The organism is Streptomyces sp. SID13666 (assembly GCF_010548325.1).
Classification (GTDB): domain Bacteria; phylum Actinomycetota; class Actinomycetes; order Streptomycetales; family Streptomycetaceae; genus Actinacidiphila; species Actinacidiphila fildesensis.
On the sequence record NZ_JAAGLX010000011.1, the window covers coordinates 1 to 16,241 of the forward strand.

Sequence of the window (16,241 nt, forward strand, 5' to 3'; positions counted from 1 at the left end):
GTCGCGGCGCCCGCCCAGGCGGCGGCCGAGCCGGCCGCACCGCGGGTGCGGGAGCGGACCCCCGAGGAGGCGGCCGCCGCGCTCGGCGCCCTGCAGTCCGGGACCGCCGCGGCCCGATCCGCACTCGAAACCGAAGGGAACGACCCGCGATGACCAGCCGAGAAGCCGGTGACACGGCGTGGGTGCTCGACCCGATTCTGGAGATCCCGCACGTCCGGGCGGCCGTCCTGCTGACCAGGGACGGGCTGGTCTCCGGGTTCTCCGCGGCACTGTCGCAGGCCACCGCGGAGCGCACCGCCGCGATCACCAGCACGGTGCAGGGCGCGTGCCGGGCGGCCGCCGCGGCCTTCGCGGACCAGGACGACGCACAGATCCGCCAGATCGTCATCGAGTCCGACCACGGCTACATCCTGGTCGCGCCCACCAGGCACGGCTCGGTCGTGGCCGCCTTCGGCGACCCGGAGGTCCGGCTGGACCTGCTCGCCCACCGGGTGCACTCGCAGGTGGCACGGCTCGGTGAGAAGGCGATGGCCGCCGCGCCCCGGGGAGCCGATGGCGGCTCTCCGGTATGACGGGCCGCCGGAGCGGCCGCCCCCTGGTCCCCGCGTATCTGTCCACCGGCGGGGTGGCGCGGCCGAGCCGCAACAGCCTGGAGCGCCTCTCGGTGCTGACCGGCGGGGAGCACGTCCCCGACGGGCTCCCCGCCGCCCGGCACGCGCTGCTCAAGGCGCTGGACGGCGGCTCGCTGACCGTGGTGGAGACCGCGGCCCTGCTGGAGCTGCCGGTCTCCGCCGTACGCGTCCTCGCCGCCGATCTGATCGACCTGGGGCTGGTGAGCGCCCGCCCGCCGGTACCCCTGGCCGCCCTGCACGACCCCGACCTGTTGAAGAGAGTGGCCGATGGCCTCCGCGCCCTCAAGCAGTAGCACCGGCACCGGTGGCCTGCACCTGCCGGACAGCGCCCGCGATCTGGTGAAGATCCTGGTGGCGGGCCCGTTCGGGGTGGGCAAGACCACGCTGATCGACTCGGTTTCGGAGATCCGTCCGCTGCACACCGAGGAGCACATGTCCGAGGCGTCGGTCCAGGTCGACGACCTGGCCGGGGTGCGGGACAAGACCACCACCACGGTCGCCATCGACTTCGGGCGGATCAGCCTGGCGGGCGGCGTCGTGCTCTACCTGTTCGGCACTCCCGGCCAGGAGCGCTTCCGTTCCCTGTGGGCGGACATCGCCTACGGGGCGCTCGGCGCGCTGGTGCTGGTCGACACCCGCCGTATCGACGACTCCTTCGACGTGCTCGGCCTGGTGGAGGAGACGGGGCTGCCGTACGCCGTGGCGCTCAACACGTTCCCCGACTCGCGGCCGTACACCGAGGACCAGCTCCGCCGTTCCCTGGACCTGGATCCCGGCACGCCGATGGTGAGCTGCGACGCCCGGGACGCCAACTCCTCCATCGACTCGCTGCTCGCCCTCGTCCAGCACCTGATAGCCCGCGACCGTCCGGAGACCTGGTGAACCCCTCTCCCTATCCCGCCCCCGCCGAGACCTTCTCGCTGTCCGCGCCGGTGCGCCTGTGGGAGGACGGCTTCGCCGCCGACCCGCACGCCTACTACGCGACGTTGAAGGCCCAGGGCCCGATCGGCTGGGCCGAGCTCGCGCCCGGCATCCCCGCGTACGTCGTCACCGACCGGCGCGCCGCCCTCGAGGTGCTGCACGACCCCGAGACCTGGTCGCACGACCCCCGGCCGTGGGAGGCCACGGTCGCCGAGGACTCGCCGATCCTCGGCATGATGCGCTGGCGCCCCAACACCCTGTTCTCCGACGGCGACGCCCACATCCGCTACCGCCGTACCCTGGTCGACGCCTTCGACCTCGTGGAGCCGCACGACCTGCGCGAGCGGGTGCACCACGCGGTGGACGTCCTGGTGAACCGGTTCGGCCCGGCGGGCAGCGCCGACCTCGTCGCCGACTTCGCCCGCCCGCTGATGTCGCTGATCTTCAACAACCTGTTCGGCCTGCCGGACAGCGAGAGCGGCCGGCTCGAAGCCGCGCTGGGCAAGATGATGGAGGGCGGCGCCGACTCCGCCGAGGGCGAGGCCGAGTACGGCAGTTACGTCATGGGGCTCGTCGGCGCCAAGAGCGCGCAGCGCGGCGAGGACCTGACGAGCTGGCTGCTGGACCACCCGCTGGAGCTGACCCCCGAAGAGGTCGTCTGGCAGGTCTTCCTGACCCTGGGCGCGGGCCATGAGCCCAGCGCGAACCTCGTCTCCAACGCACTGTCCCGCATTCTCGGAAACCCCGCCTACTACTCGACGCTGACCAGCGGTTCGCGCCCGGTCATGGAAGCGGTCGTCGAGGTGCTGCGGTACGAGACCCCGCTGGCGAACTACGGCATCCTCTACGCCCGCGAGTCGCTGAGCTTCCACGGTGTCTGGGTGCAGGCGGCCGTCCCCGTCGTCGTCTCCTACGGCGCCCTCGCGCTCTTCTCCGAGCAGGAGTTCGCCGGGGCCCACCACCCCCGCGACGCCTCGCATCTGTCGTGGTCGGCGGGCGAGCACGCCTGTCCCGTCAAGCAGCAGGCCCTGCTGATCGCCACCGAGTCCATCGAGCGGCTCACCCAGTGGCTGCCCGACCTGACGGCGACCACCCCGCGCGAGGACCTCAGCTGGCGCCCGGGACCGTTCCACCGCTCCCTGAAGGCGCTTCCCGTCCGCTTCACCCCGCGTATCCCCGACCAGCCTGGAGACCGAGCATGACCGTGTCCCCCCGTTTGGCCATCGACCCGTTCGGCGCCGACATCCCCGCCGAGAGCGCCCGGCTGCGCGCTCTCGGCCCAGTGGTGGCCGTCGAGCTGCCGGGCGGCATCCCCGCCTGGGCGCCCACCGGCTACGACACCCTCAAGGCGCTGATCCTGGACCCACGGGTCAGCAAGGACCCGCGCAAGCACTGGTCGCTGTTCCCGGAGATCGGCGAACACCCCGCCTGGGGCTGGATCATGGGCTGGGTCGGCGTGGTCAACATGCTCTCGACGTACGGCCCGGACCACACCCGGCTGCGCAAGCTCGTCGCCCCCAGCTTCACCGCCCGCCGCACCGAGGCGATGCGCGCCCGGGTGGAGCAGATCACCACCGAGCTCCTCGACCGGCTCGACACCTCGGGCGCGTCGGGCGAACCGGTCGACGTACGATCCGGCTACGCGCACCCGCTGCCGATGCAGCTGATCTGCGAGCTGTTCGGTGTCCCGGACGAGCTGCGCGAGGACACCGGCCGGCTGATCGCCGCCATCATGGACACCTCCGATCCCAGCCCGGAGCACGCCGCGTCCGTCCAGCACCAGATCGGCACCGTGCTGCCCGCGCTCATCGGCCACAAGAGCGAGCACCCCGGCGACGACATGACCACCGAGCTCATCAAGGTCCGTGACGAGGAGGGCGACCGGCTCAGCGACGAGGAGCTGCTCTACACCCTGCTCCTCGTGATCGGCGCCGGCTTCGAGACCACCGTCAACCTCATCGGCAACGCCGTGGTGGCGCTGCTGCAGCACCCCGAGCAGCTCGCGGCGGTCCGCGCCGGCGAGATCGGCTGGGACGGCGTCATCGACGAGGTGCTGCGTGTCGCACCGTCCATCGCGTCGCTCCCGCTGCGGTTCGCCGTCTCCGACATCACCATCGAGGGCGTGACGATCCCGGCGGGCGACGCCATCGTCACCACGTTCGCCGCCGCCGGCCAGGACCCGGAGCACTACGGGCCGGGCGCCGCCGAGTTCGACGCCGCCCGCACGTCCGACGACCATCTCGCGTTCGGCATCGGTGTGCACCGCTGCATCGGCGCCCCGCTCGCCCGGATGGAGGCCCTCACCGCGCTCCCCGCGCTCTTCGAGCGCTTCCCGGACCTCCAGCTCGCGGTCAAGGCGGACGAGTTGCGGCAGGTCCCGTCGTTCATCGCCTACGGCTGGCAGGAGATCCCGGTCCGGCTGCACGGGTAGGGCCTAGGGGCCGCGGCGCTGCTCCCCCGGGAGTACGCGCCGCGGACCGGCTGCCGCGGACGAAGTAGCGCCGGCCCCTCCTCGTGCCGGACGCGGCGGAGGGCGGCCGGGGGCGAGAGTGTCCGTGGGGGCGGTCCGCCCCCGACGGGCCATCGACGACCGGGACAGCCGCCTTGGAACACGCACGAACGAACGAAGAGTCCGCCGCGGACACCGTCCCGCAGGCGCCCGCCGCCGATGCGCCGGCGGAGGTGCCTTCGGAGGCACCGTCCGGTCCCGCCCCTGCCGCGCGGCGCTCCCGGCTGCGGTGGTGGGTCCGGCGTACCGCGCTGGTCTGTGCGGCGCTGCTGGTCTCGGTGACCGCCGCGTCGTTCGTGTACAACGCGTTCACCTCCGACCGGGCCGCGCCACCACCGGGGCTGACGTACGTCGAGGCCGACGGTATCCACACCCGCTACGAGGCGTGGGGCGCGACGGGCTCGCCCGTCGTCCTCGTGCACGGGGCCTTCGAGTCGGCCGACACCTGGTCGCGGCTGGCCCCGCTGCTCGCCCGGAACCACCGGGTGTACGCCCTGGACCTGACCGGCTCGGGGTACAGCGAGCGGAGCGGCCCGTACACCGTCGACCACTTCACCCGGCAGTTGCTGGGCTTCCTCGACGCCCTGCGGCTGGGCGGTCCCGGTGAGCGCCCGATCCTGGTCGGCCACTCCAGCGGCGCGGCGATGGTCGCCGAGGCCGCGCTGCGCGCGCCCGGGCGGATCGGCGGGGTGATGCTCCTCGACGGCGACGCCCTCGACACGGGCGCCGGCCCGCCGCCCGCGCTGCGGTACGCGCTGATCGATCCGTACCGCACCACCCTGCTGCGGCTCGGGCTCGGCTCCGACTGGCTGATCCGCAAGGTGTACGACTCCCAGTGCGGGCCCGGCTGCCCGCGGCTGGACGGCGCGGGTCTCGACCAGTGGCGGCGGCCACTGCGGGTGGCGGGCGCCGAGGGCGCCCTGTGGAGCATGCTGGGCGAGGGCGTACCCGGCATGTCCGCCGACCGGCTGGCGGGACTGCGCGGGGTGGACGTGCCCAAGGCGGCCGTGTTCGGCGCGCAGGACGACGTGTTCAGCCGGCGGACGCCGGCCGAGACCGCCGCACGCATCGGAGCCCCCGCCCCGACGCTGATCCCCGGCGCCCGTCATCTGACGATGATCTCCAGCCCGGACGCGGTCGCCGCCGCGGTGGAAGCTCTCGCCGGCCGTACCGCCCGGTGATCCGGCAACCGGCGCGGGGCCTCCGGGCGGGCCGCCGCTCCGGCCGGCACCGGCCGGGGCCGTACGCTGCTGACACAGGCCGACCGAGGGAGACCGCGCATGGAACTGGCACCGCGAGTGCGGTACGCCGTCACCGACCGGCACGGCGGGGTGAGCAGGGCCCCGTACGACAGCAGGAACCTCGGCGGGGCCACCGGCGACGACCCGGCCGCCGTCCGCCGCAACCGGCAGCTGACCGCGTTCGAGCTGGGTCTCGACACCTCCCGTGTCGTCCACATGCGCCAGGTGCACAGTGCGACGGTGGCCGATGTGACCGCGCCCTTCGGCCCGGACGCGCCGCCGCTCGACGCCGTCGTGACCTCCGAGGTCGGCCTCGCGCTGGCCGCGCTGGCGGCCGACTGCGCCTCGGTGCTGCTGGCCGACCCGGTGGCCCGGGTCATCGGCGCCGCGCACTCCGGACGGGTGGGAACGGTGGCCGGCGTCGTGCCCGTCACCGTCGACGCCATGGTCGCCAAGGGCGCCGACCCGGCCCGGATGGTCGCCTTCATCGGGCCGACCGCCTGCGGCACGTGCTACGAGGTGCCCGACGCCCTGCGCGAGGAGGTCTGCGCCACGCTCCCCGAAGCGTGGGCGACCACCACCCAGGGCACCGCCGGACTGGACGTACGGGCGGGCATCGCCGGGCAGTTGACCCGCGCCGGCGTGGCCGAGGTCCGGCACGACCCGCGCTGCACCATCGAGTCGAAGGAACTGTTCTCGTACCGGCGGGAGCAGACCACCGGACGGTTCGCCGCCTACGTCTGGCTGACGCGGTAGTCGTCGGTAACCGGCGCTCCGGTGGCGGGAGTTCACCGGGGTTGTGATCATTCCGATATGCGCTGCCCAGGATATGGACCAATCAGTTAGGCTTACCTAAGTTGTGTCCGAGTTACCCAGGTGACCGAGAGGGTGGGAAGAGTCCATGGCGGACCGTCCGGCGCGCAGGACCCCGAAGCTCAACCGGGCGCGCGTACTGCGCACCGAACGCATCACCCCGCACATGATCCGTGTGGTGCTCGGTGGCGAGCAGCTCGCGGGCTTCGGTGCGGGCGAGCACACCGATCACTACATCAAGCTGCAGTTCCCGGTGGACGGGGTCGCCTACCCCGAGCCCATGGACCTGGAAACGGTCCGCCGGGACTTCCCCCGCGACCAGTGGCCGCGCACCCGCACCTACACCGTGCGCGCCTGGGACCCGCAGGCGGTGGAGCTGACCGTCGACTTCGTGCACCACGGCGACGAGGGCATCGCCGGCCCGTGGGCGGCCCGGGTGCAGCCCGGCGAGGAAGTGCTGTTCGCCGGCCCCGGCGGCGCGTACTCGCCCGGCGAGGACGCCGACTGGCATCTGCTCGCCGGTGACGAGAGCGCCCTGCCGGCCATCGCCGCGTCCCTGGAGCGACTGCCCGAGGGAGCGCTCGCGAAGGCGTTCATCGAGGTGGCCGGCCCCGAGGAGGAGCAGGAGATCGTCCCGTCGGGGAAGGCGGACATCGTCTGGCTGCACCGCGGCGACCGGCCGATCGGCGCCGCGCTCGTGGAGGCGGTGCAGGCCCTGGAGTTCCCGCAGGGCACCGCGCAGGCCTTCGTGCACGGCGAGGCGACGTTCGTGAAGGAACTGCGGCGTCATCTGCGGATGGACCGCGGTCTGGAGCGCGAGCAGCTCTCCATCTCCGGCTACTGGCGGCGCGGCGCGGACGAGGACGGCTGGCAGGCCTCGAAGCGCGAGTGGAACCAGCAGGTCGAGCAGGAGCAGGAAGCCGTTCCGGCCACTTCCTGACAGCGGCGTTGCTGACGTCGGGCGCGCCACACGGCGGTTCGGGGTGAACGCACGGCGGCCGGGCCCGGAGGTTCCGGGCCCGGCCGCCGTTTCCGTACGGCCCTCAGACCGACTTCTGGTAGGCGCGGAAGGTGCGGGTGGACAGCCACACCGCGGCCACCGCCAGCGCCAGCAGCGCGCCACCGCGGCTGAGCACCGAGCCCCAGTCGGGGTCGGTGGCCATCGCCGAACGGCCCGCCACCAGCGCCCAGTTGACGGGGTTGAAGTCGGCGATGTGCCGCATCCACGACGGCATCAGCGTCACGGCCATGAAGGCCGAGGACAGGAACGTCAGCGGCAGCAGCAGGAAGGTGTTGATGCCGATGATGCTCTCGCGCTGCCGCACCAGCATGCCGAGCGCGTTGGAGAACGCGCCGAACACCGTACCGAGCAGGATCGACGCGATGACCAGGATCACCAGTCCGGTGACGCCGCCCGGGTAGTCGGCGCCGCCGAGCTTGCCCAGCAGCACGATCACCACGGACTGCAGCGCGGTGCTGATGCCCTGCTGCACCACGTTGGCGTTCATCAGCGCCGCCCGGCTGACCGGGGTGACGAGGAAGCGGTTCAGCGTGCCGCGTTCGATCTCCTCAAGGGTGCCCATGCCCGCCCACATGCTGGACGCCAGGGCGCTCATCACCACCACGCCCGGCACCAGGTAGTCCAGGTAGGACGTGGTGCCGAAGCCGCCCAGCTCGACGACCTTGCGGAACAGCGAGCCGAAGAGGAACAGCCAGATCACCGGCTGCACCAGGGTGATCACCAGGAACGCCGGCTGCCGCAGGATCGCGGTCAGTTGACGCTGCGTCATGTACCAGGTGTGGTTCAGGGTCGCCGTACTCATCGGGCACCTCCAGCGGTGGCCGGGACGGGAGCGCCGTCACCGGTGTCGGCGTCCGCGAAGCGGCGGCCGGCGTAGCGCAGATAGACATCGTCGAGGGAGGGCCGGGCCACGGTCACCGAGGCCACGGCCGCGCCCTCGCGTTCGAGGACGGCGAGCACGTGCGGCACCGCGGAGGGACCGTCGTCGGCGCGGGCCCGCAGATGACGGCCGTCGACGACCGCCTCCCGGACGCCCGCGAACTCCGACAGCGCCGTCTCCAGCAGCCGGGCGTCGAGCGGGCCGGTGTCCTCCCGCAGCACGACCTGGACGGCGTCGCCGTGCAGTTCGCCCTTCAGCTCGTCGGGGGTGCCCTCGGCGACGACCCGGCCGCGGTCGACGATCGCGACGCGCTCGGCGAGCCGGTCGGCCTCTTCGAGGTAGTGGGTGGTCAGCAGGATCGTCAGGCCCTCGTCACCGGCCAGCCGGGAGATCTCCTCCCACATGGCGGTACGCGCCTCGGGGTCGAGACCGGTGGTCGGCTCGTCGAGGAACAGCACCTCGGGCCGGTGGACCAGCCCGATGGCCACGTCCAGCCGGCGCTGCATACCGCCGGAGTACGTCTTGACCAGCCGCTTGCCGGCATCGGTGAGATCGAAACGGTCCAGCAGCTCATCGGCCCGCCGGGTCAGCGCGGCGCCCCTGAGCCCGTAGAGCCGCCCCTGCAGAAGCAGGTTCTCCCGCCCGGTGGCGACCGGGTCGGCGCCGGACTTCTGCGCGACCACGCCGATGGCCCGGCGGACCCGGTCCGGATGGCGCAGCGCGTCATGGCCCGCGACGATCGCGGTCCCGGAATCCGGACGGGCGAGCGTGGTGAGGATCTTGACGGTGGTCGACTTGCCGGCGCCGTTGGGGCCCAGCAGTCCGAAGACCGTGCCCGCTCCGACGGTGATGTTCATGCCGTCAAGGGCCTTGATATCGCCGGGATACGTCTTGATCAGGTTGAGCGCCGCCACAGCGGGCGCGCGGGTGGTCGTCATGAGGTGCCTCCGCATATCGGTGTTCGGTGTCTGCCGAACCGATCGCGGGAAGGGAGCCGGGCTATCCTGGGTATGCCGCACCTGGATCGCCTGGCACCTGCTTCGCGCGGTTGTCCGGCCGATGGGTTACGCCTCCGGTGTCCGCTGTTCCCGCAGCGGGCGCCGGAGTTGTTGTTTCCGGGGGTGGTACCCCCGAGGTCAGAGCTCCTTCATGTGCTCCCTGAACTGTTCGCCGATCCCGGAGTCCGCGACCCGCTTCTCGATCTCCGCCCATTCGCCGGGGATCTCGCCGCTCTGCTGCCAGGACCGCCACTCGGCGACGCCGGAGACCGTTCCCGCGGCCAGCTCGGCGAGGAAGCCACGAGTCCAGGCGATCTCCGCCTCGACCATGTGGACCTGGTACTCGGTCTCGATGAGGAACATCCGGGGCAGGTCCCCGTCCAGCTTGCCGAGCACCCCGCGGATCGCCGCCACCTGGACCTCCAGCTTGGCGACCCGCTCCCCGAGCAGCCCGACCGCCTCGTCCGGCGGCAGCATCAGAATCAGCGAGAGCGCCGCCTCATAGGCCGGATACTCCCGCACCGGCACGGCCACCAGATCGGCGAGCCAGTCGTGCATCTCCACCCGCCCGGACGTGGTCAGGCCGTACAGGGTCCGCTCGGGACGGTTACCCTGCCGCTGCGTACCGGCGATCTCGACGAATCCGTGCTTCTCGAGGTTCTGGACGACGGTGTAGAGCGAGCCGTAATTGATCTTGATGCTCTGCTCCTTCCCCCGCTGCCGAAGCACCTGCGCAATCTCGTACGGATGCATCGGCCGCTCCCCCAGCGTGGCCATCACCGCCAGCGCCAACGGATTGGACAGCTTCCGCCGCTTCGCCATCATCCTCACCTCGCTTCCGGATATCCGTGGCCGAGCATATCGCGTGTACGCGAGTGCGACAAGCGCGATACATCGCGAGTTTCGGATGTTCTCCACGCCCTGCCCGCCGTGTCCCCACCTGTCGTACCCTGCACCGCAGGGCGCACGGAGGAGTCGCATGGATCATCAGGAACGCCAACAGCGCGCAGCCGGCGCCATCGTCGGCTCGGCAGTGGGCGACGCGCTCGGCGCGCCTTTCGAGTTCGGCGAGGCGGGCACGTTCTCCACCCGGTTCCCGGCCGCCGGCGGCGAGATGTGCGGGGGCGGGGGCTGGGATCCCGGCGAGGCCACCGATGACACGCAGATGGCGGTGCTGGTCGCCGAGTCGCTCCTGGAGCGCGACGGCCTGGACCTGCCCGACATCTTCGAACGGTTCCAGCGGTGGTCGGCCGCCGAGCCGAAGGACATCGGGCTGCAGACCGAGGACGTGCTCAGCAACGGGATGCCGTGGGACCTCGCCGCCGCCGTGCACTTCCAGGTCAACCAACGCGCGGCCGGCAACGGCTCGTTGATGCGGGCGACGACCTCGGCCGTGTACTTCGCACCGGCGGGCCGGGACGCGACGATGGACGCGGCCCGGCGGATCGCCGCCCTCACCCATGGCGACGGCGCGGCCTGGGAGGGCACCGCCGTCTTCCATGAGCTGGTACGGGTGGCACTCGACGGCGGTGACCCGCTGGCAGCCGTGGGGGCCGCCCTCGGCGAGGTCGGGCAGGACCACCGGCAACGCTGGGCGGTCGTCCTCGACCCCGACTGGCACCCCGGACTGGCCACGGAGTTCAACGGAGCCGTGTGGCCCTGTCTCGGCTCCGCGGTGTGGGCGCTGCGCACCACCTCGTCGTTCGAGGGGGCGCTGCGGGCGGCGGTCGATCTCGGGGGTGACACCGATACGGTCGCCGCGGTCACCGGGGGGCTCGCCGGGGCCGTGCACGGGCTCGGGGCGATTCCCGAGCGGTGGACGGAGACGCTGCATGTGCCGCTGCCGGGCTTCGGCGGACGGGAGTTGCGGCTGGCGGAGCTCGTCGGGCTCTCGGAGCGGCTGGCCCGCGCGGGAAGCGCGCGGTGAGACGGCGGCAGCCCCCGCCCGCCGGAGAACCGGCGGGCGGGGGCTGCCAGGTGGGCTCAGCCCACTGAGGAGTACGCCACTACTCCGCGGCGCAGGGCGTCGACGGCCTTGCGGGCGTTCTTGCGGACCGGGCTGTCGGTGGGGGCCGCGTCGGAGATCTGGCCGAGTACGTCGATGACCTGCTTGCACCAGCGGACGAAGTCACCGGCCGGCATCTCGGCGTCGCCGAGGACCGCGTCCAGGCCGTGGCCCGACGCCCAGCGGTAGACCGGCCAGGCGAAGCCGAGGTCCGGCTCGCGCTGGCCGACGCCCTCGGTCTGGTGGATCCGGTGGTCCTCCTCCAGCGCGTCGAGCCGGCCCCAGATCCTGACCATCTCGGCGAGCGCCTCCTTGGCGTTGCCGGTCGGGAGCTTGGGCGCCAGCGCGTCGTCGGACTGGCGGGCCTCGAAGACCAGCGCCGAGACGCACGCCGCCAGTTCGGCCGGGCCGAGGCCGTCCCAGACGCCCTCGCGCAGGCACTCACTGGCCAGCAGGTCCAGCTCGCCGTAGAGCCGGGCGAGCCGCTTGCCGTCGGCGGTGACCTGCTCGCCCTGCAGATACCCGAGTTCGGTGAGCAGCCCGCAGATCCGGTCGAAGGTGCGCGCGATGGTGTTGGTGCGGCCCTCGATGCGCCGCTCCAACTGCTTGGTGTCGCGCGCCAGCCGGTGGTAGCGCTCCGCCCAGCGGGCGTGGTCCTCGCGCTCGTCGCACCCGTGGCAGGGGTGCGCGCGGATCTCGGTGCGCATCCGGGCGATCTCGGTGTCGTCGGCCGCCGCGGCCCGCGACTTGCGGTGCCGCTCCGGCTCGTAGTGCCCTGCCTTGGTCCGCATCGCGGAGGCCAGGTCGCGGCGGGACTGCGGGCTGCGCGGGTTGAACGACTTCGGGATCCGCATCCGGTCGACGGCTTCGACCGGCACCGGGAAGTCGATCTGCGCCAGCCGCTTGACCTGCCGCTCGGCGGTGAGCACCAGCGGACGCGGGCCGTCCTGATGGTCCTCGTGCCGCCGGTGGCCGGGGCTGCGGCCGGCCGGGACACCGGGTTCGAGCACCAGCGCGAGCCCGGCGTACTTGCCCGCCGGGACATGGATGATGTCGCCCGGCTTGAGCTTCTCCAGCGCGTCCGACGCGGCGGCCCGCCGCTGCGTGGCGCCCTGCCGCGACAGTTCGGCCTCGCGCTCCTTCAACTGGCGGCGCAGCCGCATGTAGTCGTCGAAGTTGCCGAGGTGGCAGGTCATCGACTCCTTGTAGCCGTCGAGCCCCTCCTCGTTGCGCTGCACCTGCTTGGAGATCCCGACGACCGACCGGTCGGCCTGGAACTGCGCGAAGGAGGTCTCCAGCAGCTCCCGTGAGCGGTGCCGCCCGAACTGGCCGACCAGGTTGACCGCCATGTTGTACGACGGCTTGAAGGACGAGCGCAGCGGATACGTCCGGGTGCCGGCCAGCCCCGCGACCGCGCCCGGGTCGAAGCCGCGCTGCCACAGCACGACGGCATGGCCCTCGACGTCGATACCGCGACGGCCGGCCCGGCCGGTCAGCTGGGTGTACTCGCCCGGGGTGATGTCGGCGTGCGTCTCGCCGTTCCACTTCACGAGCTTCTCGAGCACCACGGAGCGGGCCGGCATGTTGATGCCCAGGGCCAGGGTCTCGGTGGCGAAGACCGCCTTGACCAGGCCCTTGAGGAACAGCTCCTCGACGACCTCCTTGAAGGTCGGCAGCATGCCGGCGTGGTGCGCGGCGACGCCGCGCTCCAGGCCCTCCAGCCACTCGAAGTACTTCAGGACGTGCAGGTCCTCGTCCGGGATCGCCTTGGTGCGCTCCTGGACGATGGCCCGGACCCGCTCCCGGTTCTCGTCGCTGTTCAGCCGCAGCCCGGCGTACAGGCACTGCTGGACGGCCGCCTCGCAGCCGGCCCGGCTGAAGATGAAGGTGATGGCCGGCAGCAGCCCCTCGGAGTCGAGCCGGTCGATCACATCGGCGCGGCTGGGCGTCCAGACCTTGCCGCTCGACCGGCGCTCCCGCTCCCGGTCCGCCTCGTAACCGCGCTTGTGCCGGTCACGGGGGTGGACGGTCCGCTGGTTCTCCATCCGGGCGAGGCGTACGAGGTCCGGGTTGACCTCGCGGCGGGCGGCCTCGGCGGCGCCCTCCTTCTCCTCGAAGAGGTCGTACATCCGGCGGCCGGCCAGCACGTGCTGCCACAGCGGCACCGGGCGGTGCTCCGAGACGATCACCTCGGTGCTGCCGCGCACCGTGTCGAGCCAGTCGCCGAACTCCTCGGCGTTGGAGACGGTCGCCGACAGCGACACCAGCGTCACGGACTGCGGGAGGTGGATGATCACCTCTTCCCAGACGGCACCGCGGAACCGGTCGGAGAGGTAGTGGACCTCGTCCATCACGACATAGCCGAGGCCGTCGAGCGCCGAGGATCCGGCGTAGAGCATGTTGCGCAGCACCTCGGTGGTCATCACGACCACCGGTGCGTCGCCGTTGACACTGTTGTCACCGGTCAGCAGACCGACCTTGTCCGCGCCGTACCGCTTGACGAGGTCGCTGAACTTCTGGTTCGACAGGGCCTTGATCGGGGTGGTGTAGAAGCACTTGCGGCCCTCGGTGAGGGCGAGGTGGACGGCGAACTCGCCGACAATGGTCTTTCCGGAGCCGGTCGGCGCGGCGACCAGCACTCCGCTTCCGGCCTCCAGAGCCTGACATGCCGCGATCTGGAACGGATCCAGGTCGAAGTCGTACAGCGCGCGGAACGGCGCGAGGGCAGTGGCCTGATCGGCCGCGCGACGCCGGTCTGCGGCGTAGCGCTCGGCGGGGGACATCTCATCGGTCATCTTGCCACCGAGCGTACCGGCCCCCACCGACACACCGCGTGATCTTTTATTCGTATCGACGCCCGGACCCGCGGCGGACGGGCGGCGGACCAGCGCGGTCGAACATCAGACCAGTAGCCGCAGGGCCCCCGGCACCGTCACGGCGGTCATCGGCAGCGGCCCTATCCGCTCACCGTCCGCGTATCCCGTCACCCCGTCCGCGGCGAGCCGCACCCGCGCCGCCCGGTGCACGGTGACCTTCGGATGGCTGGGATGCGTCCCCCGGTACACCCGGGGGAAGACCGTCAGGAGCGTGGTGCGGCTGCACGGCCCGACGACGGTGATGTCGAACAGCCCGTCGTCGAGGACCGCGTCGGTGCAGATCCGCATGCCGCCGCCGTACGACGACCCGTTGCCGACCGCGATCAGGGTCGCCTCGATCTCCCGTTCCGGGCCGTCGTCGAACCGGATCCGGTACGGGATCGGGCGCAGGGCGGCGAGTTCGGCGAGCATCGCGACGTCGTAGCGGAAGCGCCCGGTGGGCCAGCGCATCCGGTTGCCGCGGTCGTTGACCCGCGAGTCGAAGCCGGAGGCCAGTACGGTCCCGAACCAGCGGTCCCCCACCCTGCCCAGGTCGACGGCCCGGGTGCGCCCGTCCTTGAGCGCGTCGGCCACCGCGCGGCCGGCGGCCGCGGGGTCGCGGACCGGCAGCCCGGTGGCGCGGGCGAAGTCGTTGCCGGTGCCCACCGCGATCACGCCCAGTGGGGTGTCGGTGCCCGCCACCGCCTGCAGCGCCAGTGAGACCATCCCGTCGCCGCCGACGGCCACCAGTGCGCCGGTCCCCGCGGCGACCGCCTCGCGAGCCCGTACGAGGGCGTCGGCGGCGTCCTGGCCGACGACGGTGCGGACGGTGAACCCGGCCTCCCGCAGCGCGTGGGCGGCCGGCTGCGCGGCCTGCGCGCCCCGGCCGCGTCCCGCGGTGGGATTGACGAAGAGCGTGATGTCGCTGGTCACGCGCGGACCCTACCGCGCGTGATCACCCGCGTCGAGGTCGAGCGGCGAGCGACGACGGTCGAGGTGCGAGGTGCGACGGTCGGGATCAGGTGGCGTCGTCGAAGTCGTCGGTGGGACGCTCCGACGCGGTCGGGGCCGGTGCGGCGCCGACCTGCTCGGGAATGTGGTCGAGGCTGGACGCCTCGTCGTCGTCGAGCGAGAAGTCCGGATCGGCCTCGCGGCGGCGGCGCTTGCGGAGGTCGTTGAAGAACGCGATCCCCACGGCCCCGAAGTACAGGAACACGATGGGAGCGGCGAGCAGCGACATCGAGAACGGGTCGCCGGTGGGCGTGGCCACCGCGGCGAAGATCGTGATGCCGAGGACCATCACCCGCCACCAGCCGAGCATGCGCTTGGCGGTGAGCACTCCGGTGAAGTTCAGCAGGACCAGCAGCAGCGGCAGTTCGAAGGCGCAGCCGAAGACGATGATCATGCGCACGACGAGGTCGAGGTAGTCGTCGAGCGGGAACAGGTTGCGCGCGTCGTCGACCGTCAGGTCGATCATGATCTGCGCGGTCTGCGGCAGGATCACGTAGGCGAGATAGCCGCCGCCGAGGAAGAGCGGCACGCCCGCGGCGACGAAGGAGATCGCGTAGCGCTTCTCCTTGGTGTGCAGTCCCGGCGCGAGGAACGCCCAGAGCTGGTAGAGCCAGATCGGCGTCGTGGCCACCAGGCCGGCCATCAGGGAGACCTTCATGGCGATCGCGAACGGGCCGGTCAGCCCGTTCACCGTCATCTCCGCGCACGGCTGGCCGTCGGCGCCCTTGATCTGGCCGTTGACGCAGCCCACGGACTTCAGCACCGGGTGCATGAAGAATTGGATGATGTCGCGGTAGAAGAACGACGCGACGATCGTGACGACGATGATCGCCAGTACCGACTTCAGCAGCCGGTTGCGCAACTCACGCAGGTGATCCGCGAGCGGCATGCGCCCTTCGGGATCCTTCTCCTGCTTGCGGGCAGACTTGAGCACCCACGTCCTCGTCTCGTGCGGCAGCCGTCAGCGGCTTGTTGCGAACCGGTACGGGCTGAGGTCAGCCCTGGGTGGTGTGGTTCGGCTCCGTCACCGGGCGGGCGCTGGTCACATCGCCGGGCGCGGCCTGGATCGTCTTCGGCGCGGCGGGCGTGGACTCTGCGGTGTGGGTGTCGGCCACCGGAGCCTCGTCGTCCTTCTTCATCGCCTTGGCCTCGCTCTTGAGGATGCGGGCCGACTTGCCGAGCGACCGGGCCATGTCGGGAAGCTTCTTGGCGCCGAACAGCAAGATGATGACGAGAAGGATGAGGACGATCTCGAGGGGCTTGAGATTGCCGAGCATAAGTGTCTACCTTCTCACCGAGGCGGCGTGGGTCCATGTCTTCGGCGACCCGGACGTGTGTCCGTACCGCCGTACTGG

The 16,241-nt window shown here is 71.8% G+C and carries 16 protein-coding genes; 9 read left to right on the plus strand and 7 right to left on the minus strand.

Features of this window, described 5'->3' with window-relative positions; translation table 11 throughout:
* Positions 1-149: 149 nt before the first annotated feature.
* From G3I60_RS16675 to G3I60_RS16710, 8 genes are all read left to right on the plus strand, one after another.
* Complete coding sequence (locus tag G3I60_RS16675) at positions 150-572, plus strand: roadblock/LC7 domain-containing protein (protein ID WP_138354837.1); 423 nt, start codon at positions 150-152, stop codon at positions 570-572.
* Entirely contained in the window at positions 569-925 is a 357-nt protein-coding gene (locus G3I60_RS16680) for a DUF742 domain-containing protein (protein ID WP_138354836.1), read from the plus strand. The genes G3I60_RS16675 and G3I60_RS16680 overlap by 4 nt, the downstream gene beginning before the upstream one ends.
* Complete coding sequence (locus tag G3I60_RS16685; RefSeq protein WP_138354835.1) at positions 900-1,514, plus strand: ATP/GTP-binding protein; 615 nt, start codon at positions 900-902, stop codon at positions 1,512-1,514. The genes G3I60_RS16680 and G3I60_RS16685 overlap by 26 nt, the downstream gene beginning before the upstream one ends.
* Entirely contained in the window at positions 1,511-2,755 is a 1,245-nt protein-coding gene (locus G3I60_RS16690) for a cytochrome P450 (RefSeq protein WP_187144813.1), read from the plus strand. Before G3I60_RS16685 ends, G3I60_RS16690 begins: the two co-directional genes overlap by 4 nt.
* Complete coding sequence (locus G3I60_RS16695) at positions 2,752-3,984, plus strand: cytochrome P450 (RefSeq protein WP_164293708.1); 1,233 nt, start codon at positions 2,752-2,754, stop codon at positions 3,982-3,984. The genes G3I60_RS16690 and G3I60_RS16695 overlap by 4 nt, the downstream gene beginning before the upstream one ends.
* A 173-nt stretch (positions 3,985-4,157) precedes the next feature.
* Entirely contained in the window at positions 4,158-5,243 is a 1,086-nt protein-coding gene (locus tag G3I60_RS16700; protein WP_203673134.1) for an alpha/beta fold hydrolase, read from the plus strand.
* 99 nt (positions 5,244-5,342) lie between these two features.
* A complete protein-coding gene (gene pgeF, locus G3I60_RS16705) occupies positions 5,343-6,059 on the plus strand; it encodes a peptidoglycan editing factor PgeF (protein ID WP_164293709.1) in 717 nt (238 codons plus the stop codon).
* 145 nt (positions 6,060-6,204) lie between these two features.
* Positions 6,205-7,056 (plus strand): siderophore-interacting protein, encoded by an 852-nt coding sequence (locus tag G3I60_RS16710; RefSeq protein ID WP_164293710.1) that lies wholly within the window; start codon positions 6,205-6,207, stop codon positions 7,054-7,056.
* 103 nt (positions 7,057-7,159) lie between these two features.
* On the opposite strand, the gene G3I60_RS16715 is transcribed toward G3I60_RS16710, so the two are convergent.
* The 3 genes from G3I60_RS16715 to G3I60_RS16725 all read right to left on the minus strand — a co-directional run bounded on the left by G3I60_RS16715 (position 7,160) and on the right by G3I60_RS16725 (position 9,840).
* A complete protein-coding gene (locus G3I60_RS16715) occupies positions 7,160-7,939 on the minus strand; it encodes an ABC transporter permease (protein WP_164293711.1) in 780 nt (259 codons plus the stop codon).
* Entirely contained in the window at positions 7,936-8,955 is a 1,020-nt protein-coding gene (locus G3I60_RS16720) for an ATP-binding cassette domain-containing protein (RefSeq protein WP_164293712.1), read from the minus strand. The genes G3I60_RS16715 and G3I60_RS16720 overlap by 4 nt, the downstream gene beginning before the upstream one ends.
* A gap of 198 nt (positions 8,956-9,153) precedes the next feature.
* Entirely contained in the window at positions 9,154-9,840 is a 687-nt protein-coding gene (locus G3I60_RS16725; protein ID WP_164293713.1) for a PadR family transcriptional regulator, read from the minus strand.
* A 154-nt stretch (positions 9,841-9,994) separates the two neighbouring features.
* On the opposite strand from G3I60_RS16725, the gene G3I60_RS16730 reads away from it, so the two are divergent.
* Positions 9,995-10,942 (plus strand): ADP-ribosylglycohydrolase family protein, encoded by a 948-nt coding sequence (locus G3I60_RS16730; protein WP_164293714.1) that lies wholly within the window; start codon positions 9,995-9,997, stop codon positions 10,940-10,942.
* 56 nt (positions 10,943-10,998) lie between these two features.
* Here the strand turns inward: G3I60_RS16730 and G3I60_RS16735 are convergent, their stop codons facing one another.
* From G3I60_RS16735 to tatA, 4 genes are all read right to left on the minus strand, one after another.
* Positions 10,999-13,815: an RNA helicase gene (locus G3I60_RS16735; RefSeq protein WP_164293715.1), complete on the minus strand. Its 2,817-nt coding sequence runs from the start codon at positions 13,813-13,815 to the stop codon at positions 10,999-11,001.
* A gap of 105 nt (positions 13,816-13,920) precedes the next feature.
* A complete protein-coding gene (locus G3I60_RS16740; RefSeq protein ID WP_164607398.1) occupies positions 13,921-14,808 on the minus strand; it encodes a diacylglycerol kinase in 888 nt (295 codons plus the stop codon).
* Between the two features lie 85 nt (positions 14,809-14,893).
* Complete coding sequence (gene tatC / locus G3I60_RS16745; protein WP_164293717.1) at positions 14,894-15,820, minus strand: twin-arginine translocase subunit TatC; 927 nt, start codon at positions 15,818-15,820, stop codon at positions 14,894-14,896.
* Between the two features lie 61 nt (positions 15,821-15,881).
* Positions 15,882-16,163 carry a Sec-independent protein translocase subunit TatA gene (tatA, locus tag G3I60_RS16750; protein ID WP_138354825.1) on the minus strand — a complete coding sequence of 94 codons (282 nt, stop codon included), beginning with the start codon at positions 16,161-16,163 and terminating at the stop codon, positions 15,882-15,884.
* Positions 16,164-16,241: the final 78 nt, after the last annotated feature.

Coding starts and splice junctions, on each gene's coding strand:
- G3I60_RS16680 (WP_138354836.1), top strand. CDS start 569: ATGACGGGCCGCCGGAGCGGCCGCCCCCTGGTCCCCGCGTATCTGTCC.
- G3I60_RS16725 (WP_164293713.1), bottom strand. CDS start 9,840: ATGATGGCGAAGCGGCGGAAGCTGTCCAATCCGTTGGCGCTGGCGGTG.
- G3I60_RS16695 (WP_164293708.1), top strand. CDS start 2,752: ATGACCGTGTCCCCCCGTTTGGCCATCGACCCGTTCGGCGCCGACATC.
- tatA (WP_138354825.1), bottom strand. CDS start 16,163: ATGCTCGGCAATCTCAAGCCCCTCGAGATCGTCCTCATCCTTCTCGTC.
- G3I60_RS16685 (WP_138354835.1), top strand. CDS start 900: ATGGCCTCCGCGCCCTCAAGCAGTAGCACCGGCACCGGTGGCCTGCAC.
- G3I60_RS16715 (WP_164293711.1), bottom strand. CDS start 7,939: ATGAGTACGGCGACCCTGAACCACACCTGGTACATGACGCAGCGTCAA.
- pgeF (WP_164293709.1), top strand. CDS start 5,343: ATGGAACTGGCACCGCGAGTGCGGTACGCCGTCACCGACCGGCACGGC.
- G3I60_RS16730 (WP_164293714.1), top strand. CDS start 9,995: ATGGATCATCAGGAACGCCAACAGCGCGCAGCCGGCGCCATCGTCGGC.
- G3I60_RS16720 (WP_164293712.1), bottom strand. CDS start 8,955: ATGACGACCACCCGCGCGCCCGCTGTGGCGGCGCTCAACCTGATCAAG.
- G3I60_RS16675 (WP_138354837.1), top strand. CDS start 150: ATGACCAGCCGAGAAGCCGGTGACACGGCGTGGGTGCTCGACCCGATT.
- G3I60_RS16710 (WP_164293710.1), top strand. CDS start 6,205: ATGGCGGACCGTCCGGCGCGCAGGACCCCGAAGCTCAACCGGGCGCGC.
- G3I60_RS16735 (WP_164293715.1), bottom strand. CDS start 13,815: ATGACCGATGAGATGTCCCCCGCCGAGCGCTACGCCGCAGACCGGCGT.